17 protein-coding genes are annotated in these 23,147 nt (G+C 68.1%); 6 read left to right on the top strand and 11 right to left on the bottom strand.

The window, feature by feature from the left end:
- Window positions 1-20 precede the first annotated feature (20 nt).
- From DYI95_RS09645 to DYI95_RS09670, 6 genes are all read right to left on the bottom strand, one after another.
- The gene (locus tag DYI95_RS09645; RefSeq protein WP_116900014.1) at window positions 21-839 is read right to left on the bottom strand and encodes an ABC transporter permease subunit; all 819 of its coding nucleotides are present in this window, start codon (window positions 837-839) and stop codon (window positions 21-23) included.
- Window positions 826-1,785 (bottom strand): ABC transporter ATP-binding protein, encoded by a 960-nt coding sequence (locus DYI95_RS09650; RefSeq protein WP_116900013.1) that lies wholly within the window; start codon window positions 1,783-1,785, stop codon window positions 826-828. Before DYI95_RS09650 ends, DYI95_RS09645 begins: the two co-directional genes overlap by 14 nt.
- Before the next feature lie 243 nt (window positions 1,786-2,028).
- Window positions 2,029-2,334: a M48 family metallopeptidase gene (locus tag DYI95_RS09655; RefSeq protein WP_243149734.1), complete on the bottom strand. Its 306-nt coding sequence runs from the start codon at window positions 2,332-2,334 to the stop codon at window positions 2,029-2,031.
- On the bottom strand, window positions 2,331-5,195 hold the full coding sequence (locus DYI95_RS09660) for a type I restriction endonuclease subunit R (RefSeq protein ID WP_243149735.1): 2,865 nt from the start codon (window positions 5,193-5,195) through the stop codon (window positions 2,331-2,333). The genes DYI95_RS09655 and DYI95_RS09660 overlap by 4 nt, the downstream gene beginning before the upstream one ends.
- Before the next feature lie 10 nt (window positions 5,196-5,205).
- Entirely contained in the window at window positions 5,206-6,561 is a 1,356-nt protein-coding gene (locus DYI95_RS09665) for a restriction endonuclease subunit S (protein ID WP_147308089.1), read from the bottom strand.
- On the bottom strand, window positions 6,554-8,542 hold the full coding sequence (locus DYI95_RS09670; protein ID WP_243149736.1) for a class I SAM-dependent DNA methyltransferase: 1,989 nt from the start codon (window positions 8,540-8,542) through the stop codon (window positions 6,554-6,556). Before DYI95_RS09670 ends, DYI95_RS09665 begins: the two co-directional genes overlap by 8 nt.
- Window positions 8,543-8,806: 264 nt before the next feature.
- Between DYI95_RS09670 and DYI95_RS09675 the strand changes: the two genes are divergently transcribed.
- Both DYI95_RS09675 and DYI95_RS09680 read left to right on the top strand, forming a co-directional pair.
- Window positions 8,807-11,557 (top strand): DEAD/DEAH box helicase, encoded by a 2,751-nt coding sequence (locus DYI95_RS09675; RefSeq protein ID WP_158556012.1) that lies wholly within the window; start codon window positions 8,807-8,809, stop codon window positions 11,555-11,557.
- A gap of 560 nt (window positions 11,558-12,117) precedes the next feature.
- Window positions 12,118-13,191 (top strand): fatty acid desaturase, encoded by a 1,074-nt coding sequence (locus DYI95_RS09680; RefSeq protein ID WP_243149737.1) that lies wholly within the window; start codon window positions 12,118-12,120, stop codon window positions 13,189-13,191.
- Here the strand turns inward: DYI95_RS09680 and DYI95_RS09685 are convergent.
- Window positions 13,153-13,401: a hypothetical protein gene (locus tag DYI95_RS09685; protein ID WP_243149983.1), complete on the bottom strand. Its 249-nt coding sequence runs from the start codon at window positions 13,399-13,401 to the stop codon at window positions 13,153-13,155. The two genes, DYI95_RS09680 and DYI95_RS09685, sit on opposite strands and share 39 nt — an antisense overlap.
- 178 nt (window positions 13,402-13,579) lie before the next feature.
- On the bottom strand, window positions 13,580-14,599 hold the full coding sequence (locus DYI95_RS09690) for a nitronate monooxygenase family protein (RefSeq protein ID WP_116900006.1): 1,020 nt from the start codon (window positions 14,597-14,599) through the stop codon (window positions 13,580-13,582).
- A gap of 127 nt (window positions 14,600-14,726) precedes the next feature.
- On the opposite strand from DYI95_RS09690, the gene DYI95_RS09695 reads away from it, so the two are divergent.
- Window positions 14,727-16,160: a class I SAM-dependent methyltransferase gene (locus DYI95_RS09695; protein ID WP_243149738.1), complete on the top strand. Its 1,434-nt coding sequence runs from the start codon at window positions 14,727-14,729 to the stop codon at window positions 16,158-16,160.
- Between the two features lie 153 nt (window positions 16,161-16,313).
- On the opposite strand, the gene DYI95_RS12715 is transcribed toward DYI95_RS09695, so the two are convergent.
- Window positions 16,314-19,055 carry a thioredoxin domain-containing protein gene (locus DYI95_RS12715; RefSeq protein ID WP_243149739.1) on the bottom strand — a complete coding sequence of 914 codons (2,742 nt, stop codon included), beginning with the start codon at window positions 19,053-19,055 and terminating at the stop codon, window positions 16,314-16,316.
- A 668-nt stretch (window positions 19,056-19,723) separates the two neighbouring features.
- Between DYI95_RS12715 and DYI95_RS09710 the strand changes: the two genes are divergently transcribed.
- Together DYI95_RS09710 and DYI95_RS09715 are read left to right on the top strand one after the other, a co-directional pair.
- Entirely contained in the window at window positions 19,724-20,392 is a 669-nt protein-coding gene (locus DYI95_RS09710) for a TlpA disulfide reductase family protein (RefSeq protein WP_116900005.1), read from the top strand.
- A 208-nt stretch (window positions 20,393-20,600) separates the two neighbouring features.
- Complete coding sequence (locus DYI95_RS09715; protein WP_116900004.1) at window positions 20,601-21,032, top strand: DUF4870 domain-containing protein; 432 nt, start codon at window positions 20,601-20,603, stop codon at window positions 21,030-21,032.
- Here DYI95_RS09715 and DYI95_RS09720 read toward each other — a convergent pair.
- On the bottom strand, window positions 21,002-21,547 hold the full coding sequence (locus DYI95_RS09720) for a thioesterase family protein (protein WP_116900036.1): 546 nt from the start codon (window positions 21,545-21,547) through the stop codon (window positions 21,002-21,004). The two genes, DYI95_RS09715 and DYI95_RS09720, sit on opposite strands and share 31 nt — an antisense overlap.
- A 229-nt stretch (window positions 21,548-21,776) precedes the next feature.
- Entirely contained in the window at window positions 21,777-22,082 is a 306-nt protein-coding gene (locus tag DYI95_RS09725) for a metal-sulfur cluster assembly factor (protein WP_116900003.1), read from the bottom strand.
- 203 nt (window positions 22,083-22,285) lie between these two features.
- Here DYI95_RS09725 and DYI95_RS09730 point away from each other — a divergent pair, with 203 nt between their 5' ends.
- Window positions 22,286-23,146, top strand: a complete 861-nt coding sequence (locus DYI95_RS09730) for a transketolase (RefSeq protein ID WP_203530636.1) — start codon at window positions 22,286-22,288, stop codon at window positions 23,144-23,146.
- The last annotated feature ends 1 nt before the right edge of the window (window position 23,147 follow it).

The following is a 23,147-nucleotide window of genomic DNA, read 5'->3' on the forward strand; positions in this document are numbered from 1 at the left end:
CGAACCCCCGTCTAGCCCTTTCAGGAGAAGTCCTTCCGCTCGAGGATCATCGTACCGGCCAGCGAGCCCACCAGGAAGACCGCGACCAGGACGAGCAGGCCGCCCACGTCGGGATCCCCCGCCGCCGCCCGGTCGAGGGCGGCGTAGCGCTGCAGGCTGAGGTAGCCGATGGGGCGCAGCCGGTCGGCGAGCTGACTCAAGGCGTGGAGGACGAAGGAGGCCAGCCCGACGCCGACCCCGGCGGAGATGGCCGTCTGGGCCCGGGGGAAGAAGGGCGCGAGGACGAACCCGGCGCCGCCGGCAGCCAGGGTAGCGCAGAACCCCGCCAGGTGCGTCCACCGCTGGCGCCCGAGGTCGTAGGCGTCGCCGGCCACCGCCCATCCCACCAGCGTGCTGACGGCCAGGATCGCCACCCAGAGGACCACCGCCGCCACGACGAAGGCGGCGATCTTGGCGACCGTCACCTGACGCCGGGTCACGGGTCGAGTGTAGAGGAACTCCACCGCCCCCAGGTCCGGTTCGCGGGCCACGCTGCCGCCCGCATGCATCAGGCCGTAGATGGTCGCCAGGAGCACCAGGTAACCCATGATGTACACGCCGTAGTAGCTGTTGACGTCGGCGATCATCGCCGGGGTGAAGCTGAAGGCCTTGAGCAGGCTCTCGGGCATAGCCTTGAGCGCTTCCACCATCACCGGCTCCTGGATGGACTCGAACAGGCTCAGGTAGAGCGCGACGACGCCGACCAGGACGGCGGTCCAGATCAGCAGCGCGCGACGCGCCAGGCGCAGCTCCATCCGGGCCACGTGAAGGATCATCCCCAGGGAGCTACGGCCGTTCATCCCGTCGTCCTCCCATCGTGGCCGTCGGGGCACCATCTGGTTCGCCGTTCCCCGACCGGTAGAGGGTGAGGAACACGTCCTCGATGCCCGGCTCGGCGATGTTCAGATCCTCGAACGCCAGCGGGGCGAGGGCGGCCACCAGCTCCTGCACCGGCGCCCGCACCAGGACACGGTACGTGCCCGGCTTGCCGGGCACCGGCTCGGGCCGCGGGTCGCCCAAGCGGGCCAGCAGCTCACCCGGCAGCGGCACACCCCCCGCCAGCCGCAGGGTCACAATCTTCATGTGCCGCCCGGGCAGATCGTCGACGGGCGCCACTTGCAGCAGGCGGCCGTCGCGGATCATCGCCACCCGGTGGCAGAGCCGGTCGACCTCCTCCAGCACGTGGGTGGAGAAGAAGATGGTCGTCCCGCGCGCGTTCACCTCGCGCAGGATCTCGAACAGCTCCGCCCGGATCAGCGGGTCCAGGCCACTGGAGGGGTCATCCAGGATGAGCAGCCGCGGTCGGTGCAGGAGGGCCTGGACGATGCCCAGCTTCTTGCGGTTGCCCAGGGAGTAGGTGCGGACGGGGCGGGAGAGATCGAGCTGCAGGCGCTCCACCAGCCGGGCCACCCACCGCCGGTCGACCCTCGGGTAGAACCCGGCGGCGTAGGCCAGGAGCTCCTGGCCCGTCATGTCCGGGTAGTAGGCGACCTCGCTGGGCAGATAGCCCACCTCGGCCAGCCAGGCGCCGCCGCCCGGCGGCACCGGCTGCCCGAACACGTGCACGCTGCCCGACGTGGGACGAACCAGCCCCAGCAGCGTGCGGATGGTAGTCGTCTTCCCGGCGCCGTTGGGGCCGATGAAGCCGAAGATCTCGCCCTCTGCCACCTCCAGGTCGAGGTCCTCGACGCCGCGCGTCCTGCCGTAGTACTTGGTGAGCCCACGGATGGCGATGGCGGCGGGCATGGGAAGGGGCCTCCCCGCACCGGATGGTTTGACCGGATCGTGGGGCCGGATCACTTGGTGGGCCCGATCGCTGGGATCGTTGGGATGGCGGGGCACCCACCGCGGTTTGACCGGCCGGTCAATTCGGTGCAAGATGACTCTAGCGCGGGGCTGACCGGATGGTCAAGACAGGTCGTCCCATCGGACAAGCCGAGATACGAGCCGTAATAAAGAAGGCATTATCAGCAGACGACCAAGATGCAATTACGTCGGATCGTGCAAATAAGCTCGCAATAAAGCTCGAAACAGCGGTCCATGATTTGGTACCTTGAGATGGAGGAGCTCGTGCACGATGACTTCTCGCCTGAACGCCGCACTTTCCTTGAGAAGGTCTGAATTGAAGGTCAGTCTGCCTTTGGAGGAACAACTCGCCCACTTCTTCTTCATCGGGCGCACGTGGACCTCTCGCGGCTCCACCCCGATCCGCCGGGCCCAAGCAAGCACCTCGGCCTTGAATACGTCAACGGGCACCGCCTCTTCTAATCCGACCCACCGCGTGTTTGGATTCACCCGTCCTTCCTCCATAACAGCTTCAGTAGACGCTCGGCTACCTCGATGACCGTCTCGATACCGGCCTCGATCAACACCTTGTAAAGGGCGATACGCAGTTCACGCCCCTGCTCCTCGCTCAGACACCAGTGGGGATATCGCTCCAGGGCCTCACCGACGCGGCGTGCCACCTCTTCGGCCTCCGCAACCCCTTCCTTGCGGAGGAACCAGTATACGGCAAAGGCCTCGGGAGACAGTTTGATTTGACTCTGGGCGTCCCGAGCCTTGCGGTATTCCTGTACCAACATCTGAAGCTCCCGTAAGGTTTCCTGGGTTGTTGCCTGCCGATCCTGATAGGCCTGAGCGATCGCTTCCGCCCGGTCCCCGATGGAGATCAGGAACGGCGAACGCCCGCCCTCCTCCTCAACGAGATCCCGAATGGCCTTGAGAAGGTTGAAAACCTTGACGGTGTCGGGTTGATCCGAGGCGGCAAGCCTCTCCAGGGCCTCGACGGTCAGCTCGGCCATGCCCTTGGGCGGGCCGACGAAATACGTCTCCGTGTGCTCACGAACAAGCTGCTCCGTCTTACGCAAGAAGCCCCGGTCGATCAGGATGCCCTGCTCGTACGCCGAGCGCAACAGCCGGTACATGCGCGCCAATTCTTCATAGTCGGCCATGTATGGCCGCAGGAACGGATCAGGCGAGAGGATCTCGTAGAGTTCTTGCAGTTCCCGAAAGAACTCGAAGAACCTGTGGCGCTCCTCACTGTCCCGGAAATGCTCCAATACGGCCTCGGCCGCCCTGTCGTGCGGCTTCCCGGACACCAAGGAGAGCAGGTCACGTCGGGCTTCGGCCATCATGGTCGCGAAGCGTTCCTTGAGGATGTCGATCCCCTGGACCACCGACTGCACGTCCTCCGAGTCGAAGGCCAGGGCCTTCTCCAGGTTGTCGAAGATGCCCACGAAGTCCAGCACGAACCCGGCCGGCTTCTTCCGTCCCTCCTCGTCCTCGTAGGGACGGTTGACGCGGGCGATGGCCTGGAGCAGCACGTGATCGCGCATGGGCTTGTCCAGGTACATGCAGTAGAGGATGGGCGCGTCGTACCCCGTAAGCAGTTTCTCCGTCACGATGAGGACCTTGGGCAGCGCATCCGGCCGACGGAAGGCCTTGCGGATCTCCTGCTCCTTCTCCGTCGTAAGGTGCCAGCGGGCCAATTCCGGCGGGTCGTTGTGGCCCCGGCTAATGACCACTGCCGAATAATCCGGTGGCAAGTACCGGTCCAGTGCCTCCTTGTACAGGGCGCAGGCCTCGCGGTCCACCGCCACCAGGAACGCCTTGTAGCCCATCGGCTCGACGGTCTCCCGGAAGTGCTTGGCCACGAAGGCGGCCACCCGGTCCACCCGATCCGGGTTCTTGAGCATGTTCTTCAGGGTGACCGCCCGTTCCAGCACCCGGTTCAGTTCTTCGACGTCACTGACCCCTTCCAGCTCCGCGAGGTCCAAGAACTCGCGTTCCAGAATCTCCCGGTCCACCCGCAGGTCGTTGGGCGCCAGGGCGTAGTGGAGCGGCACGGTGGTCCCGTCTTCGATGGACTCGCGGATGGAGTACTTGTCCAGGTAGCCCTTCGGCTGGTCGTCGACGCCGAAGACCTTGAAGGTTCCCTTGCCGTGGGCCGTCTTGTCGATGGGGGTGCCCGTGAACCCGAGGTAGGTGGCGTTGGGCAGCGCCCCCATGAGATAGTTCCCCAAGTCGCCGCCCGTGCTGCGGTGTGCCTCGTCCACCAGCACGAAGATGTTCCGGCGCGTGTTCACGTTAGGCGGCATGTCATCGAATTTATGGATCATGGAGACGATGAGGCCGCGTTGATCCGAGCGGAGGAGTTCGTAAAGATGCCGCTTGGACTGGGCGACTGTGACGTGCCCGAAGCCGACCGCCTCCAAGTTGGTGAACAGCTGCTGCTCCAGCTCGTTCCGGTCCACCAACATGAGCACCGTGGGATTCCCGAAGGCGGGGTTCTCCAGCAACCGCTTGGCCACGGTGATCATCGTGTAGGTCTTCCCCGACCCCTGGGTGTGCCAGATCAAGCCCCGCCGCTTCTCCGGGTCCCGGCACCGCTGCAGCACCCGCTCCACGGCTCGCATCTGGTGGGGCCGCAGCACGACCTTGCTGAGCTCGCCGTCCTTGCGGGCGAAAAGAATGTAGTCCGTGAGCATCCGCAGGACGCGCCTGGGGGCGAAGAAGTGCTTCACCAGGGTCTCGAAGTCGCCGGCCTGCTCGTCCCGCCAGTTGTACAGGTCCTTACGGGACAGGCTCCACGTGGCGCCGTAGTAGAACCGGACCAGGTGCGTGAGGGCGTGCACCTGGAGGACGGCCAGCAGCTCCGGCCCCTCCCGGTGGTACCGGCGGATCTGGTCGAACGCCTCGGCGATGCCCTCGACGCGGTGCGCCGCCTTCGTCTCCACCACGATGACAGGGATGCCGTTGACAAAGAAGACCGCGTCCGGCCGGATGCTTTTCGTTCCGCTGATGAACCGCAGCTCGTCCGTCACGTGAAACGTGTTTGCCTCCAGCTTGTCGGGGTCGAGCAGCCGGACGTTGCGCTCCCGTCGCTCAGCCTCCACGAAGACTGTCTTGAGGCCCTTCAGCCACTCCCAGGCCTGCAGGTTGCCCTCGATGCTGGGCATGACACGGGTCAGTCGCCCGACGACTTCCTCGGCCTTGACCACGTCGTCTATCACGCCGGGGTTGAGCCGCTGGAGCTGCCGGACCAGGACCTCGTGCAGCACGATGCCCGTCTCGCCCCGCCGCAGGCGAAGGGCCTCGTCCGGCGGCAGGTACCTCCAGCCAACCTCCTCGGCGTAGCGGATAAGAGGATTTTGCACCGCAGCACGCTCATTCCCGAGAGGCACCGGACGCCACTCCCTCCGTCTCGGGAAGGGATAGGTCCTTGACCCGAACTCGGCCAGTCATGAGGAGGTGGAGTAGTGCCTTGAACAGAACATCAAGCGCATGTTTGAACACTTCTTCCGCTTGGATCTTGTCGTCGACGGTTCTAAGGATAGAGGCGATTCCCTTTTGTTCCGAGAGTGGGGGCAGGGGGATAAGCCCCCGCAGCACGTCCCCGTCTGTCACCGCAGGATAGCTGGACCCACGTTGGTATTCGGAGATAGAATCTACAAATCGGTCATGACTAACTGCTGAGAAGAGATAATTCGAAATAACAGACCGACCATCGGCACGAAGCACACAAAAAGCCGTGGAACATATCTGCCCATCGTATTCAGGAGTAACCAAAGCAATACGTTTAAGATATGGGCGGACAGTTGCAAAGATTACGTCTCCTGCTTTGATAAGTTTCCGGGCTCGACTAGGAGCATACTTGCCTAGCACATCTTGGTGCCCTACGACACGTAGCTGTTGGTTGTCAATACTGGACACATCTATATATCTGAAGCGCTGTTCTGGAAATTTCTTGGGATCAATTTGCTTAATGGGCCGAACAACATCCTCTAGCCGTACTATCTGCCAATGTTCAGGCACCAGCCCAATTTCCGTTTCCTTCAGCGGCACCCGCTCGGCCTCTTCCACCGGCACCGGTCCGTAAGTGAAGAGGTGCCGCATGAGACTCTTCTTCAGCTCCCGCGTGGCGGCGAGGACTTTCTCGGTGGCTTCCTTAGCTTGGCGAACAATGTGCAAAACATAGGCAATAGCGCATTGCTCAGAGGGAGTAGGAAGAGGGATAGGCAATTGCTTTAGTTTTTCCGTGTTTAATGTTTTGCCTTTGACATAAGAATCAAGAAGAGGATCAAAGTTGTAACCTTGAAATAGGTAGAACAAAAAGTCTTTATGCACCAGCCTACCAGGGTACACTGAAGCAATTGCCTCGTTGTGTACAGCAGGAATGCCTAACAGCCCAACTTTCCCGACGGTCAGCTTAAAACTTAGAAGAAGAGTTCCCACGGGCACAAACTTATTCCGAAATATCTGCTCATGAGCAATATCTGTTATTTTTTCGGCTGTCCTCATAACAATGCCGTTGTTGAGATCTGAGATTGTAACCCACGGTATTGTTCCGCCATCCCAGTATCGAGAGTCCTTCCTTGGAGGCGTTCGACCCAGCCTAAGTTCTGCTACTTCACCCAGGCGCACCACCTGCCAGTCCTGTGGTAGCGGTCCAAGTTCCGTCTTCTTGAAACCGTCGGGAAGTTCTGCCGTTGCTTCGGTGCCCAACTCCACCGTCTCAGCCACGGACAGCACCTCCCAGCCCCAGGAACTCCAGGATCCTCTGCAGTTCGCGGTCGGCAGCGACCCTCTCCTCCTCTGCCTCCTGGAGTCGCAGGACCGCCTCTTCCAGCGGAAGGACCTCCTCGCCGCCGTTCTGGGCCACGTACCGGCTCGGCGAGAGGTTGTAGTCGTTGCGGACGGCTTCTTCGAGGGAGATGATCGTGGAAAGCCCTTCCTCCGCCGTCCAGCCGTGGTAAACGGCGACGATGCGCTCCACGTGCTCCTCGCCGAGGTAATTTTTGGGCCGGCCCTTCAGGAACAGCTTCGAGGCGTTGATCAGCAGGATCTCGCGCGGGTGCCTCTTGGCCTTGTTGATCACCAGAATGATTCCTGGAGCCGTCGTGTTGTAGAAGAGGTTTTCCGGGAGCAGGATGACGGCTTCTATCAGGTCCTGCTCGACGAAGGCCTTCCGGATGTCCCGCTCCCGGTTGGAACCTTGGTTGCCGCTGCCCCGGCTCACCGCCCCGGTGTCCAAAACCACTGCCATGCGGCCGCCGTCCTTGAGGGAGGCGTACATGTGCTGGATCCAGCCCCAGTCGGCCGTGGACGCCGGCGGCATCCCGAACCGGAACCGGTCGAAGGGATCGTGTTCGTAGGTCTCCAGCGGGAACTTCTGGTTCCACATGGGGTTGGCCGCCACCAGGTCGAACTGCTGCAGGCGCCCGTCTGGCGCCCGGAACGCCGGGCGGCGCATGGTGTCCCCGACCACGATGTCCGCCTCGATGTCATGGATGAAGGCGTTCATCCGGGCCATGGCAAAGGTCGTGGGGATCCATTCCTGGCCGTAAACCTTCAAGGGAGCCACATGGGACGGCAGCTTCAGGCGCCCGTTCTCCCGCACCCCGTAGCGTTCCAGAAGCCGCAGGTGGCACTTGATGAGCAAACCGCCGGAACCGCAACAGGGGTCGTACGCCGTCATGCCCGGATCCGGCTCCAGGATCCGAGCCATGAGGATGGCCACCTCGCGCGGCGTGTAGAACTCGCCAGCGCTCTGTCCCTGCCCCTCGGCGAACTTGCGTAGCAGGTATTCGTACGCACGGCCCAGGATGTCCGGCTCGACGTCGTTCAAGCCCAGCCGGTGCCTGCTCAGCACCTCGATAAGCCGGGCCAGCGGTCCGTCGTCGATGATCCGCTGGCCGGCGGCGGTAGCGTTGAAGTCCACGGCGTCGATGACGCCCTGGAGCTTCGGGTTCTCCCGCGCCACAGCCCGCATGACGTCCGTCAGATACTCGCCCAGGCCTGTGGTGCGCCGGCGGATGGCGTCCCAGCGGGCTTCAGGCGGAAGGTAGAACCGTACCAGCTTGTGGTCCTGCTCCACCAGCCGGGCCGCCGTCTTCACGTCCCCGAACTCGTGGGCCAGGTGCGCCACCTCGTCCTCGAAAACGTCCGACAGCCGCTTAAGGAAGATCAGCGGTAGGATGTAATCCTTGAACTTCGGCGCGTCCACCGCCCCGCGGATCGAGCAGGCCGCTTCCCAAAGCCAGTTCTCCAGAGTGGAGAGTTCCATGGCGCCACCTCCACACACCTCGGGACCGTAACGGACCGCACGGGCGGCTCTCGACTTGGGTTCGTCCGCGGATCCCATGCCCCAAGTATCGGGGTGCCTACCCGAGCCGGCAAGCCCAGTTGCCTCCCTACTGCAGGTCCCCGAACGTGATATCCCGCGGGTGTTCGAGCCTGGTCCCGGATGCAGCACCTCGCGAAGACCAAGCAAGAATGTCGCGGGGCGTAAGACTTGCGTCCCCCGCTCCCCCGGCCATCCCACAGAAACCACCCACGTCACCGTCTTGCCGTTGGCCAGGGTCCGCCGCTCCGTGGTCCTCTCGTCGTCTCCCAGCACCATGTCGAGCAGAGAGCGGACGTACTGGTAGGCGATGTCGTTGCGGTCCGTCCACTGGGCGGACAGGAGCTCTTCGATGGTCCGGGTCACCATCCACCCCGACACGCCCTGGGCCTTGAGCTCGCGAACGGAGGCGGCATCGTTGGCGAGGCTCCTCAGTGCACGGTCAACATGGCGGCGGAGGACGTCGTCGTCCCCGGAACCGGCCCCGCCGCGTGGCGTCTCGCCGTTTTCACCCGTTGCCTCGTCGCCGCCTCCAGTGAGGATATGACACGATTTGTCATCTTCCTGTCCGTACGCTGTGGTCGGAGCCCGCCATCGCCTCGGTGGCTCCGAGTCGTGGCTTGGCGCCGGAACGGAGGATTGGGGATGGAACAAGGAGACAGCGCCCCGCTCCTGCACCTTTTGCAACAGCACGGCTTTCGTGTCGTCTACCGGACCCGCCGGCCTGGACGAACCCAGGAGGTCTTCCCCTTCGACCGGCTCGGCTTGACGGAAGCGACCTGCCGGTTTCTGTCCGCCCGGGCGCCCCAAGGTCTGTACCTGCACCAGGTCGAGGGCATCACCCGGAGCCGCAGGGGCGCGGACGTCGGCGTCACGACCCGCACGGCTTCGGGGAAGACGCTGGTGTTCCAGGCGGTGGCTCTCGAACACCGGGCGCGCGATCCACGGGCTCGGATCCTGGCCGTCTACCCGCTCAAGGCGCTCGCCCGAGAGCAGGAGGCACGCTGGCGACAGGCCTTTCAGGCAGCAGGATTGGACCCCGCGACCGTCGCCCGGATCGACGGCGACACCCACGCTGCGGAACGGCTGCAGCAGCTGCGCCGGGCCACGGTGCTGCTCGCGACCCCGGACATCCTGCACGCGTGGCTCGTCCCCAACGTCGGCGACAACACCGTGTGGTCGTTTCTCACCGCACTCCGTCTGGTGGTGGTCGACGAGGTTCACGTCTACACCGGTGTGTTCGGCTCCAACGCCGCCATGCTGTTCCGCCGTCTCGAGCACCTGTGCGCGCTGGGAGAGCGGCGTTACCACTACCTGGCAGCCTCGGCGACCGTGCGCGACCCCCGCCAGCACTTCAGGGCCCTCTTCGGCCGGCCCTTCGACGTCATCGACGACGCCTTCGACACGTCGGGCCAACAGGAAGTCGACCTCGTCCTCGTCGAGACCTCGCCGACGGAAGACCTGATGAGCCGCCTGTCTGCCTTTCTGGCGGGGATCGTCCGCTCCACGGACCACCGGTTCATCGCCTTCGTGGACAGCCGCAAGCAGACGGAACTCCTCGCAACCATCATCAAGCGGGAGCGTGCCGGGGCTCGGGGCGGGGATGCAGGTGGGGAGGCAAGCGGGGACGGCATCCTCGACGATGGAGGGGATGGAACGGGCAGCCTCGGAGCGGTCGAACCCTCCCCGGACCGCCGCAAGGGGCGCCGCAGCCAAGAGTGGACCGCTCTCGACGTGCTACCTTACCGGGCCGGCCTCGAGGAGGTGGACCGCGCGCTGATCGAGCAGCGCCTGGCCACGGGCAACCTACGCGGTATCATCAGCACCAGCGCGCTGGAGCTCGGCATCGACGTCCCCCATCTGGACGTGGGAGTGCTGGTCGGGGTCCCCCACTCGGCGACCAGTCTGCAACAGCGGATGGGCCGCATCGGGCGACACGGTCCGGGCACGGTCATCATCGTCAACAACCGGGATTTCAACAGCGAGATGGTCTTTCGACACCCGGAGACCATCCTGAACCTCCCCCCGGCGGAGAGTGCCCTGTACCTGGAGAACCCACGCATCCAGTACATCCACGCCATGTGCCTGGCGCGTCCGGGCGGCGAGCACGACCAGGCCGCCGTCCGTGCCGGATGCACTGAGGATGGGGCAGGCTTCTCATCACCCGTGGATTGGCCGGAAGGCTTCCTCGAACTGTGCCGCCGGGAACGCGTGGGTGAGACGCCACCCAACTTGCAGCCCATGAAGGTGGAGGCCGGAGATGCTCCGCATACCGTGTTCCCCCTGCGGGACGTGGACGCCCAGTTTCACATCGAGCTCCACGTGGGCTGGGAACGAGAGGATCTGGGTTCGATCTCCCATGGGCAGTTGATGCGCGAGGCCTATCCCGGCGCGATCTACTACTACTTGACCCAGCCCTACCGGGTCACCCAGGTCCACCGCACCCGGCGCGTGGTCAAGGTTCGTCGCGAACACCGTCACTACACGACCCGGCCTCTCGGTCCGGTCTCCATCGTCCGACCGTACCTGCAACCCGGCGAGGTCTACCGGGCGAAGCGATGGGGCGAGCTGGTGCTGCTCGAGACGCAGGTGCAGATCCAGGAGAAGGTCGAAGGATACCGGGAACGCAGGGGCAGCACCGAGGTCACGGAGCGGTATCCACTGCCGTTGGAGAAGGGCTACTTCCGGCAGCCGGCCTTCACCCGGTACTACTACACGACAGGCGTCGTCCTCTTTCACCCCGGCTTACAGGACGATGTGGAACTGACCCGGCTCGCGCAACGGATCTACGATGCCTTCCTGCTGATTCTGCCCTTCGAGCGCCAGGACATCCACTACGCCGCCGGCCAGTTGGGCGGCACGCCGCCCCGTCCCCTCTACTCGGGCGCTCGTTTCATCGCCATCTATGACCAGACCTACGGAAGTCTGCGGCTCAGCGGGAGGCTGGCCGAACCCGAGGTGGTGCACCAGGTCCTAGCCAAGGCCGCCGAATCCGTCGATGTGTCCGGAGGTCTGAGCCGGGCCAGCGCCGCCTGGCTCGAAGAGGCCCGGCGACTGGTGGAGACCCACGTGCCCGTCGATGTCCTGGAGCTGTTGGCTCCCGAAGCCGCACCGACCCAGGACCCGTCGGATGACCACGTCGTCGAGGTCATCCTGCCCGGCAGCGTCGGGCTCGACGCGATGCGCAACCATGAGGAGTTCTTCGTCGAGGCGGTCGTGTTCAATGCCGTTGCGGGAACGCTCTGTTACCGAGGCCGCCACACCTCGACACCCGCCGGCGACCCCACCCTCATCACCCTGGTACCTGTGACCAATCTGGTCCCTATTCCCGGTGAGAGCCGCCTGGGCCTGTACAACCTGATGGATGGCACCATCACGCCACGCTCTTCATCCTGAATGGGCCACGCTCTTCATCCTGAATGGCGCGGGCGTTGCCGGTCATGGATCGCGAGCATCGACCTGCCGTCCCCTGGACGCGCCCGCGTGACCGCCCGCGGGCCGCGGGTGTTGGGGACGAACCGACCCGCGGCCGTGGGACGTTGGGATCCCCTCCGCGCGTCGGGATCCCCTCGCTTGGAGCACGCGAAACCTGGCTGCCCAAGCCCACGCCCCACCGAAGGCCGGTGGCCGCGCTTGGTGGCAGCAGCCCAGTAGACAGCGGTCCGTCGATGACGTAGGATGAAGGGACTCGTCGCGCGGCCGCCGGCTCGGGGCGAGGGAGATGCGGTGCGGGAAGCACACCGGGAGTCGAGCCCGCCAGGCCTGCGCTGCAAACGAAAGGACGCCGAGACATGCCGACGACGCCGGGACCACGGCGCCGCCCCCACGGATCCCCGGAGGGCCTCCCGTCCTCCGCCGGAACCCACCCCGACGACGGAGATGCTCTCACACCCGAGGCAACGGCCGCGACTTCGCTCGAGGCAACTCTCCGGCCCCTGGGCGACTACACCCGCACCTTGAAGCGCGTCTTGCCCCGCCACATCTTCCATCCCGAGCCGTGGCGGATCCTCTGGTTGCTCCCGCTGCTGGCCGTCGCGGTGGCGGGCATCGTCGCGGTCGCCCGGTTCGACCTGCACTGGGGCATCGATCTGGTCCTGGCGGTGGTCATCGGCCAGACTTTCGCGAGCCTGGGCCTGTTCGGCCACGAGGTGCTGCACGGCAGCGTGGTGCGCACGCCCTGGCTGCGCAACCTGGCCGGCCAGGTCTGCCTCTGGCCCTTCGCCATCGGGCCGCGGCTCTGGCGGCGTTGGCACAACGTCGAGCATCACGGTCACACCCAGGAGCACGGCGAGGACCCTGACGCCATGCACACCCTGGAGGAGTTCCACGCCCGCCCGGCCCTGCAGTACGTCTACCGCATCGCGCCGCCGGTGCGGGCGATGCTGACGCTGCTCTCCCTCAGCGTGTGGTTCTCGCTGCACTCCGTCCAGATGTTGCGGCGCTTCCTGCCCGAGATGCCCCGCCGGGAGCGGCCGGTGGTGGTGGCCCAGTTCCTCCTGCCGGTGGCGACCTGGGTCGCCCTGGGCGCCTGGATCGGGTTCCGTGACTGGGTGTTCGCGTACCTGGTGCCGCTGCTGGTCGCCAACTTCACCGTCATGAGCTACATCGTGACCAATCACCTGCTGAGCCCGCTGACGCCGGTGAACGATCCCCTGGCCAACAGCCTGTCGGTCACCGTCCCGCGCTGGGTCGACGTCCTGCACTTCAACTTCTCCCACCACACGGAGCACCACGTGTTCCCCGGCCTTAGCAGCAAGTACGCCCCGCTCGTCAAGCGCTGGTGCAAGACGCTGTGGCCGGAGCGGTATCACGAGATGCCCCACTGGCGCGCCCTGTGGCTGGTGTGCACGACGCCGCGGGTCTACGAGCGGCCGACGGCCCTGATCGACCCGGTGCGGCAGCAGGTGTATCCGGTTCTCGGCCACGGGCTCGAGCGGCTTGCCCGGCGCGGTGAACGCGACGCGGACGCCGTACCAAAGCCCCCCGCGCATCTATGGTCGATCGGGCAGCCGCAGGAGCCGCCGGGCTAGCTTCCGGGAATCGGTGAGCTCGCCCGGCAGGCGCAGGTAAAGGGCGACGTCCAGCACGACGAGAGCCAGCGCGAGGGCGAGGTAGCCCCACCCGACGCGGTCGCGGATCAGGAGGGGCTTGAGCGGGACGAAGGCGATGGCCAGCTGCAGCCTCACGACGAGGCCCAAGGCCGCCCACTGGGCGAGGGCGAGCATCACTGCAAGCGGCATCAAGAGCCGTTGTCTCAAGGTCGTCCCAGGCACCTCCCGGGCCGCGCCTGCGACGGGTTGCGGCCCGCTTCCGTTGGTTGAGGCGCGAAGAGCACCAAGCTCGCCCGCCCGGCTCCAGGGCGTGAACACCCCTGAAGCAGGCGACCTTCCGCAATCTTCGCCCCTGCCGATCCTACCTTCACGCACCTGCAGAGCCCGCACCCGGTTCCTGGGAGGCGAGGCGGCTGGCGACTTCCCCGGCCGGCACCTGCAGCCGCTCCGTGGCCTCCCGCAAGGCCGCAGCGGCCTCGTCCACCATGCGCCGCAGCAGCTCGGCCACCGTGGGGATGTCGCGGATCAGGCCCACCCCCTGGCCCGCCCAGACGAAGCCCTCGTCCAGCTTGCCCTCCAGGGCTGCCCGGGTGTTGGCCTTGCCGGAGATCAGGGGCAAGAGCTCGTCGAGCCCGGCCCCGCGGGCCTCGGCTTCGAGAATTCGCTCCGGCCATGGACCCCGCAGCACCCGGCCCGGCCGGCCCAGGCTGCGCTCGATAACCACCGTGTCGGTCTCCCGCGCCTCCACCAGCGCCTGCTTGTAGGCGGGATGGGCCGGGCACTCCACCGTGGCCACGAAGCGGGTTCCCATCTCGATGCCGTCGGCCCCCAGCACCAGGGCCGCCGCCAGCCCCCGGCCGTCGACGATCCCGCCGCTGGCCAGCACGGGGATCTGGACGCTCTCCACCACCCGCCGCACCAGCACCAGGGTGCCGATGTCGTCCCGGCCGATGTGGCCGCCCCCCTCGACCCCCACGGCGATCACGGCGTCGGCGCCCAGGGCTTCGGCCTTCTGGGCCTGCCGGACACCAGCCACCAGCACCATCTTCAACACGGGGTGGCCCTCGAAGGCCTTGAACAGGGGTTCGGGGTTGCCGCCCGTGACGCTGATGACGGGAACCCTTTCCTCGATGGTGACCCGGACGAACTCCGACAGGTCCCGGTGCCCGATGGCGAAGTTGACGCCGAAGGGCCTGCCGGTCCGCTCCCGGACGCGCCGGATCTCCTGGCGCAACACCTCGGGCGATTCCATGGTGGCGGCGGTGAGCTGGCCCAGGCCCCCTGCCGCGGACACGGCGGCGCAGAGCTCGCTGCGGGCCAGGTAGGCCAGTCCTCCCTGGACGATGGGCAACTCCACTCCAAAACGCTCGGTAAAGCGCGTCCGCAACGCTTTCACCCCTCCGGGCTGCCGATCCAGGGCCGGTGCGGGACCGGAGATCGGGTATCATGGCAATGGTTTCGTGGGCTGGCCCGGGACTCCTTGCCGTGCCGGCATCGGGAAGGAGGGCTGCGAGGTGCAGGTGCAGGGCAACCCTGCATTGATCCGGCTGCTGATGGACGAGATCCGGCGCCAGGGGGCGATTCCCTTCGCCCGCTACATGGACCTGGCCCTGCACCACCCCCAGCACGGCTACTACGCCCAGGCCCGCCCGCTCATCGGCCGGGAAGGAGACTTCCTCACCGCCCCCTCCTTCCACCCGGCCTTCGGCCGTACCATCTGGCGCCAGGTCCGGGAGATGCTCCACATCCTTGGCTTTTCGCCCCGTCGGGGCCTGCCGGCCCGCCCCGCCCGCATCCTGGAGATCGGTGCCGGAGGCGGCCACCTGGCCCGGGACCTGCTGCTGGCGGCCCGGTCCGACGGCTACGGCCCCGGTCATTTGGAGTACGTGATCGTCGACGAGAGCCGCCCGCTGCAGGAGCGGCAGAGGGATCTCATCACCGCGGCCTGGCCCGAGGCTCCTGTCCGCTGGGTCCCCCGGGTCGAACAGGCCGGCCCGGTCCACGTGGTGCTGATGAACGAGCTGATGAGCGCCTTTCCCGTCCACCGCCTGGTGCGCAGGCCGGCGGGGCAGGTTGCCCCGGCCGCCTCTTCGCCTGCAGATACCGTGCTCCCAGCCGGCCGCCAAGCCGCGGCGGGCGCCACCGGCGGCCCAGCGGCCTCCAGCGGCGGCAACGGTGGTGCCAACGGCAGCTCGCCGTTCGGGCCCGGTGCCGGAAGCGACCAGGCGCCGGGCCGGTGGGGACCGGAACGCAGTGGTGATCACCGGCAGCCTTTCGAGTGGCGGGAGCTGTACGTCACGGTGCAGGGCGGCCGGTTCGTCCAGGTGGAAGGGCCGGTCAGCGAGCCGCGGGCCGTGGCCATCCTGCGGGAGGAGGGGATCGAGCCTCAGCCGGGCCAGATCGTCGACGTCAACGTGGGGGCGGGGGACATGCTGCGGGCCATTGCGGGTGTCCTGGCCCGGCGGGCTTTCGTCATCACCATCGACTACGGCGGCCCGGCGGAGGTGGTCTACAACCCCCAGCGCCCCCGGGGTACCGTCCGCGGCTACTACCGGCAGCGACTGCTGGACGACCCCTTCGCCCGGCCCGGGGAACAGGACATCACCGCCGACCTGGACTTCACCTACCTGCAGCGATTGGGCCGGCGGCTGGGGCTGCGGGACCTGGGGCTGCTGCCCCAGGGGGCCTTTCTCCTGAACCTTGGCATTGAGGAAAAGGAGGCCCTGCCCCTGGCCCGGCGGGCCTGGCAGGGGGATCTGGAGGCCGACCAGGCGCTGCAGCGGGTCTATGCCCTGTACGCCCCGGAAGGGCTGGGCGAGTCCTTCTGGGTGCTGGTCCAGGCCCGGGGCTTCCGCTGGCGGGCGCCCCGCCTGCAAGGGGTGCGGGTGCCGTGGCCGGAGCCGAAACCCCTGGCAGAACTGCTGGCTCTGGCCCGGGATCAGCAATAGGCAAGGCCGCTCGTCCCTGTATTTAAGCTTCGCCTGCTTCGTCTACCTCTTTAATTGGCAGGCGACGTGTCCAGACCAAAATACCAGCGCCAATGATGGTCAATAGGCCACCAACCGCTGCCGTATCGGTGTCACCGTAAAGCAGACCAGTCCTTACCCATGCGCCCGTTCCAGCTCGCGCCGCAGCCCCTCCCAGTCCACGAGGGGCAGGGAGCAGGTGAAGTTGCGGCAGACGTAGGCCACGGGGCGCCCGCCCACCGGGTCACGGCCTTGCCACACAGCCCGGCGCTCGGTGCCGGCACCGGGCGGCCGGATCGTCAAGAGGAGCCCCGGCAGGTAGAACCCGGCCAGCCGCCGGCGCCACTCCGCCAGCGCCCGGGTGTCAGGATCGCCCACCAGGGTCACCTCCGTATACCCCTCCAGCCGGTCGGCCTCGACCCACACCGTCCGGGCCATGGCCAGGGGCTGCTCCGCCGCCAGGGCCCTCACCCGGTCGAGAAACCGGCCGGCCACGCGGCGGTAGCGCTCGTCACCGGTGATCACCGCCAGCCGCGCCAGGACCCCGGCCGCCACAGCCGGGCCGGCCGGCACCGCCTGGTCGAACAGCTCCACCGGCCGGGCCAGGGGGGTCTGTGCCTCCAGGGGCGCGTCGTAGAAGAGGCCACTGTCCTCGTCCCAGAAGGTCTCGATCATGACCCCTGCCAGCCGGTCCGCCTCATCCAGCCAGCGGGAATCGCCGCCGGCGGCGTGCAGCGCCAGTAGCCCTTCGATGAAAAAGGCGTAATCCTGCAGGAACCCGGGCACCTCCAGGGCTCGTCCCCGGTAGGCGTGAACCAGCCGCCCGTCGGGCCGGCGCAAGGCCCCCAGGACGAACTCGGCCGCCCGGCGGGCCGCCTCCGCGTAGCCGGGTTCGTCCAGCACCGGTGCGGCCTGGGCGAAGGCGGCAATCATCAGGCCGTTCCAGCCGGCCAGGATCTTGTCGTCCCGGGCCGGCGGGGTGCGGCGGCGCCGGGCCTCCAGCAGCCGCTTGCGGATGGACTGCAGCCGGCGGTCCAGCTCGGCGGGTTCCAGGCCCAGGCTGCGGGCCAGGGCCGGGCGTTCCTCATCGGCCACCGCCCGGTAGAGCACCGTGGTGCCGTCCTCGAAGTTGCCCTCCTCGGTCACGCCGAACCAGCGGGCCGCCAGAGCCACGTCGACCGAGGCGGCAGCGGCGGGCTCCGCCCTGGCGGGTTCGACCGGTCCCGTGGGACTGTCAGCGGCGGGTGCGGTCCTTGCAGGCGCCCCATTGGCGGGGTTGCCCCCGGCAGGGCCGGAGCCGGACAGACCGGCCTTGGCTCTAGCGGGCCTGCCAGGTTCTCCTGCGGCGGGGTCACTTCCCTCCGCGAGCCCCGTGGCGGCGAGGGTGCTCCTGGCAGGCCCCCCTTCGGCGGGACCCATCCGGGCGCCGGACGCGACCGAACCCTCCAGCGCCTCCCGGAGCTGGGCGGGCGTCCAGACGTAGTAGGCCCCCTCGCGGCCGTCGCTGTCGGCATCCAGGGTGCTGATGAACCCGCCCTCGGGGGCCGTCATTTCTTCGCGGACGAAATCCAGGGTGCGCCGCGCCACCCCGGCGTAGAAGGGATCCCCCGTGATCCGGTAGGCGTCGAGGTACAGGGGCACCAGCTGCGCCTGGTCGTAGAGCATCTTCTCGAAGTGGGGGATCAGCCACGCCCGGTCGGTGGCGTAGCGGTGGAACCCGCCCGCCAAGTGGTCGAACAGGCCCCCCAGGGCCATGGCCTGCAGGGTGTGCAGGGCCATGTCGAGCCAGCGCCGGGAACCCGGGCCGGGCCCCTGGCCTCCCCCGGCCGGATGCCGGCCTGCCGAGGCGGCCGCCAGGCCCGCGCCAGAGCCACGCTCTGGGCCAGCCTCAGCGGCCGGCGCCCGGCCGTCCCCGGCTCCATCCTGAGCGTCCCGACCGGTCCCCGTCCCGGGTCCCCCAGGGTGGTGCACGCCGCTCCCGGCGCCGGCCCGCAGCAGCACCGCCACGGCCGTGGCCTGGGGGAACTTGGGGGCCCGGCCGAAGCCACCGTACTGCGGGTCATAGCTGCGGGCGATGCGGGCGGCAGCCTGCTCCAACCACCGCCGTGCCGCCTCCCGGCCTGCAGCACCATCAGGCGCGAGACCCAAGGCCACGCCTCCCCCGCCGGGCTCCTGAGTCCCGGCCCCGTCGCGCCCAGGGGCCGCGCCCGCCTCCCGGGCCGCTTCCCCTTGCCCAGAGGCCTCGCTGGGCCCCGGGGCCGGAGCCCCACCGGCTTCACCGGCAGCGCCCTCCGGTCCCGGACCCCCGGGACGGCCGGCCGGTTCGCCCGTCCCCCGGTCCAGCAGGCCGGCACCGCTCACCGAACGGCGCAGCACCTCCGCCACCTGGCCGGCCACCCGCTCCACCTCGTCCCGGCGGCGGCGGTAAGCGTCCAGCACCGCCTCCAGCACCTTAGGGAACCCCGGCAGCCCGTGGCGGTCTTCCGGCGGGAAGTAGGTGCCGGCGAAGAAGGGCTTGAGGTCCGGCGTCACGAACACCGTCAGCGGCCAGCCGCCCCCGGAACCCAGGATCTGCGCCGCCGTCTGGTAGATCTGGTCCAGGTCCGGCCGCTCCTCCCGGTCGACCTTCACGTTGACGAACCCGGCGTTCATCCGGGCCGCGATGGCCGGGTCTTCGAAGCATTCCCGCTCCATCACGTGGCACCAGTGGCAGGCCGCGTAGCCGATGCTGAGAAGGATGGGCCGGTCTTCCCGCCGCGCCCGTTCCAGCGCCTCCGGCCCCCAGGGGTACCAGTCGACGGGGTTGTAGGCGTGCTGCTGCAGGTAGGGTGAGGCTTCGTGGATCAGCCGGTTAGGCCGGCGGCCGCTGCTCGCCATAGGGGGCGCCTCCCTTCGCCGGGTACCTCCCGGACCGCCGGTGCCGGGGCGGGCCGTCACCGTCGTCCCGCTGCCGTCACGCCGGCGCCTTCGTACCAGAGCCTTCATGCGGTGCCTTCAGGCCTGTTCCTCAACCCTTCACGCCGGGGCCTGCAACCCACTGGCCTGCAACCCGCTGCTTTCATCCCGCAACCGATCCTGCCGCTACCTTCGTATTCCAATCCTAACATGCCGGCGGATGGGGGTCCCGGCGGGCAGGGGCGGCCGAGCCGGAACTCTCTCCTCCTCCTCTCCCTCGCCTTCCCTTCACCGCCCTCCCGCGGGTCACGGTCCTGGCACTGGCCTTGGCTTCCATGCCTCCTTGCCCTCGGCCCCCGCCGCCCCGGGGCCGCACCCGATCTCCACCGGATGATTCCCCGATTCACCTCCGGATACAGATGGGGCAGACCCCGGCGATATACTGGGACCGGAACCGGGTGCGGGGGACCGGGGCGGGATTACGGGGACCCGTGCCGGACCACGGGGACCGAAGCCGGGACACGGGTACCGGCACCCGCATGGCGCCCCGGCCGCGCCGGTACCGGCGGGCAGGCCGCAGGTCCGGCGGGGAAGAACCGGCCGCCCGGCCAGATCGTACCTGAGCCGCCGGGCTGCAAAGGGGGACCGCGATGGACAGCCGCCGCCGTATCGCGCTCGTAGCCGGGTTGTTGCTGGTGGTGGCGGGTCTGGCCGCCGGCATCGCCGTCCTGAACAGGGACGAACCGGCCGCGCCGGGCCCGGGCGGAAGCCCGCCCGTCGGGCAGGCACCGGCACCCGGTGCCCCGAACGCGGGCACCCCGGGTGCCGGGCAGAACCCGCCAGGTTCGTCCGGACAGGTGCAGGCTCCCGCCGAAGGGCCTGTGGTGGCCCCCGGCACCCAGGCCCCCGACTTCACCCTGCGGGACCTGGAGGGCCGGCCGGTCAGCCTGTCGAATTTTCGGGGAAAGGTGGTCTTCCTCAATTTCTGGGCCAGCTGGTGCTACCCGTGCCGGCAGGAGATGCCGGAAATCCGCAAGCTGGTCGACCGGATGCCGGGCGACGTGGTGGTGGTGGGTGTCACCACCAGTGACCCGGCCAGCCCGCAGGAGATCAAGGCCTACGTGGAAGAGAACGGGTATGACTGGGTCTTCGTCTACGACGAGGGCAGCCGGGTGGGGCGGCAGTACCGCATCGTCTACCTGCCGACCAGCTACTTCATCGACCCGGATGGGGTGGTGCGGGCGCGACACATCGGCCCCATGACGGCCGAGCAGATGGAACGTTACATCCAGCAGGCCCGGCCGGGCGGCGATTCGTAGGCCCCCGGCCAGGCCTGGGAGCCCGCCCAAGGGCCCGCCCAACGGCTGGCACGGCGGCCCTGGCGGGAGCCGTTGGGCCGGCCCGCTTGGCGGCGGTGCGCATACCTGCGCATACCTTCACAGCAGCCGGTGTGGGACCTGCGCGGCGGCCGGCGCGGTCCGGACCGGGCAGGCGCCCGTGCACAGGGGGAGAGGGGGAGAGGCGCCCATGATCAACGGAGGCGGCGAATCCCGGAGCTGGGCGGTGGCCTGCCACCTGGCGGCCCTGGCAGGCATCTGGATTCCTCTAGGCAATCTGCTGGGCCCGCTGGTGGTCTGGCTGGTCAAGCGGAACGACGACCCCTTTGTCGACCAGCAGGGCAAGGAAGCCGTCAACTTTCAGCTCAGCGTCACCCTGTACTTCATCGCCCTGATTGCCCTGGGCATTCTGGCCCTGGTGCCCATGGGCATGGCCGACATCCTGGTGGGCCCCATGGGCGGCCCGGGCCCGCGGGCCCTCACCTTCCTCCTCTTCGTGCTGCTCGCTTTGCTGGCGGCGGCCGTGTCCCTGGGGTGGCTCGTGCTGGTGATCGTCGCCGCCGTCCGGGCCAGCCGGGGCGAGGCCTACCGCTATCCGCTGACCTTGCGGCTGGTGAGGTAAGGGCCCGCCTCCGCCAGAGGCCGGGCGGGCTGGCTGGGGTCGGGCGAAGGGGGCATGTACCGCCCCAGCGCTTCCCGCCAGGGTGCAGGAAGGGGTTCGGGGCGACCCTCCCGCCCCACGTGCACGGCCACCACCCGGCCGCGCACCAGCTCCTCCCGGCCGGGCAGCCGCACCACCCGGTGGCCGAAGGTGATGCTGGTCCGGCCGAGGGCTTCGATCCAGGTCTCGACCTCCAGCCGGTCGTCGAACCGGGCGGAGGCCCGGTAGTCGCACTCGGCGTGGACCACCATCAGGGCGTGGACGCCGCCGCCGGGCTCCACCGCCGCTTCCTGCCCGCCTTCCGGCTCGCCGGCGCTCCCCGCTCCCTGGGCCGTCGCTCCCTGCGGCCCGGCCCCCCGCGCCTCCCGCAGTAGGTCGACCCGGCCGACCTCGAAGTACACGAAGTAGTTCCCGTAATAGACCACCCCCTGCGCGTCGGTCTCGGCAAACCGAACCCGCAGGGGGGAGCGCACCACGCGCCCGGTCTCCTCGGACGCAAGCCGGTCCAAAGGCCGATCGCCCAAATCGATCCCTCGCCTCCGCCTCCATCCCGCGCTGGCGCCGCACCGCCTGGCCCGGTGCCCCATGAGGCACCGGGACCATCTCCCGGCCCGATCAGGCCATGGCCTGTTCCGGTTTCCGGTTTCCGGCTCCCGGCCCCCGCGGCGCGCCCCGCCCCGCCGGGTGCTGGCCGCGGGGGCGGGATCAGAACCCCAGCAGCATCCGCGCCCGCTCCGACATCATCTCGGGCCGCCAGGGCGGGCTCCAGACCAGCCGGACCCGGGCTTCCTTCACGCCATCCAGCCGCTCGATGGCCTGCTTGGCCTGGCTGACGATCTGGTCGCCCAGGGGGCAGCCGATGGCCGTCAGGGTCATGTCGACCTCGACCACGCCCTCGTCGTCCACCTCGCACCGGTAGACCAGGCCCAGGTCCACCACGTTGAGCCCGATCTCCGGGTCGATGACGTCGGTCAGGGCCTCGCGGACCTGTTCTTCCGTCACCTTCGCCATGGGATCACCTCCCGCTGCCGGGGGCCGAACCAGCTCCACCTGAGGCAACCGGCCCAACCCCAGGCTCAACCTTAAGGATACCGCATCGCCTCACGGGCGGTCCCGTTCGTGTATCCTAGGGGAAGGTTGTAGGGGAAGTTTGCGGCATCCACCCCAGATTCCCGTACCGGCCGGCGCTCCGCGGCGCGCGGCCGCAGGAGGCGATGCACGTGCCTGCACCGACCGTTCCGGCAGAGACGCTGGCGTCGCTGGAAGAACGGGCACGCCGGCTCCGCCGCCACGTCATCCGGATGATCGCCCGGGCCGGCTCGGGTCACCCGGGCGGCTCCCTGTCCGCTGCGGAGATCGTCACCGCGCTGTACTTCCATGTGATGCGCCATGACCCGGCCCGCCCCAGCTGGGACGACCGGGACCGGTTCGTCCTGAGCAAGGGGCACGGCGTGCCCATCGTGTACGCCGCCCTGGCAGAGGCGGGCTATTTCCCCGAGGCCTGGCTGGAGCGGCTGCGCCAGCTGGACAGCCCGCTGCAGGGGCACCCTTCCCGGCGGGACTGCCCGGGCATTGAGGCCTCCACCGGCTCCCTAGGTCAGGGCCTTTCCATCGCCGCGGGCATGGCCCTGGCAGGCAAGCTGGACGGCAAGGACTACCGGGTGTTCGTGCTGCTGGGCGACGGGGAGATCCAGGAGGGTCAGGTGTGGGAGGCGGCCATGTTTGCGGCCCACCACCGCCTCGACAACCTGATCGCCATCCTGGACTACAACCGCTACCAGCTGGACGACGCGGTGGACGCCATCGTCCGCCTGGAGCCGCTGGCCGACAAGTGGCGCGCCTTCGGCTGGGACGTGGAGGAGATCGACGGCCACGACCTCGGCCAGGTGGTGCCGGCGCTGGAACGGGCCCGGGCCGGCACCGGGCGCCCGGTGATGATCATCGCCCACACCGTCAAGGGCAAGGGCGTGTCCTTCATGGAGAACAACAACGAGTTCCACGGCCGGGCGCCGACCCCCGAGGAGACCGAAAAGGCCCTGGCGGAGCTGGGGGACGAACCGGCCGCTGCCCGTTGAC

Source organism: Thermaerobacter sp. PB12/4term (genome assembly GCF_003403315.2).
Taxonomy (GTDB): Bacteria; Bacillota; Sulfobacillia; order Thermaerobacterales; family Thermaerobacteraceae; genus Thermaerobacter.

Excerpts from the sequence above, each read along its gene's own strand:
- DYI95_RS09730 (WP_203530636.1), top strand. The coding sequence starts at position 22,286 with ATGCACGTGCCTGCACCGACCGTTCCGGCAGAGACGCTGGCGTCGCTG.
- DYI95_RS09650 (WP_116900013.1), bottom strand. The coding sequence starts at position 1,785 with ATGCCCGCCGCCATCGCCATCCGTGGGCTCACCAAGTACTACGGCAGG.
- DYI95_RS09715 (WP_116900004.1), top strand. The coding sequence starts at position 20,601 with ATGATCAACGGAGGCGGCGAATCCCGGAGCTGGGCGGTGGCCTGCCAC.
- DYI95_RS12715 (WP_243149739.1), bottom strand. The coding sequence starts at position 19,055 with ATGGCGAGCAGCGGCCGCCGGCCTAACCGGCTGATCCACGAAGCCTCA.
- DYI95_RS09645 (WP_116900014.1), bottom strand. The coding sequence starts at position 839 with ATGAACGGCCGTAGCTCCCTGGGGATGATCCTTCACGTGGCCCGGATG.
- DYI95_RS09685 (WP_243149983.1), bottom strand. The coding sequence starts at position 13,401 with ATGCCGCTTGCAGTGATGCTCGCCCTCGCCCAGTGGGCGGCCTTGGGC.
- DYI95_RS09725 (WP_116900003.1), bottom strand. The coding sequence starts at position 22,082 with ATGGCGAAGGTGACGGAAGAACAGGTCCGCGAGGCCCTGACCGACGTC.
- DYI95_RS09710 (WP_116900005.1), top strand. The coding sequence starts at position 19,724 with ATGGACAGCCGCCGCCGTATCGCGCTCGTAGCCGGGTTGTTGCTGGTG.
- DYI95_RS09675 (WP_158556012.1), top strand. The coding sequence starts at position 8,807 with ATGGAACAAGGAGACAGCGCCCCGCTCCTGCACCTTTTGCAACAGCAC.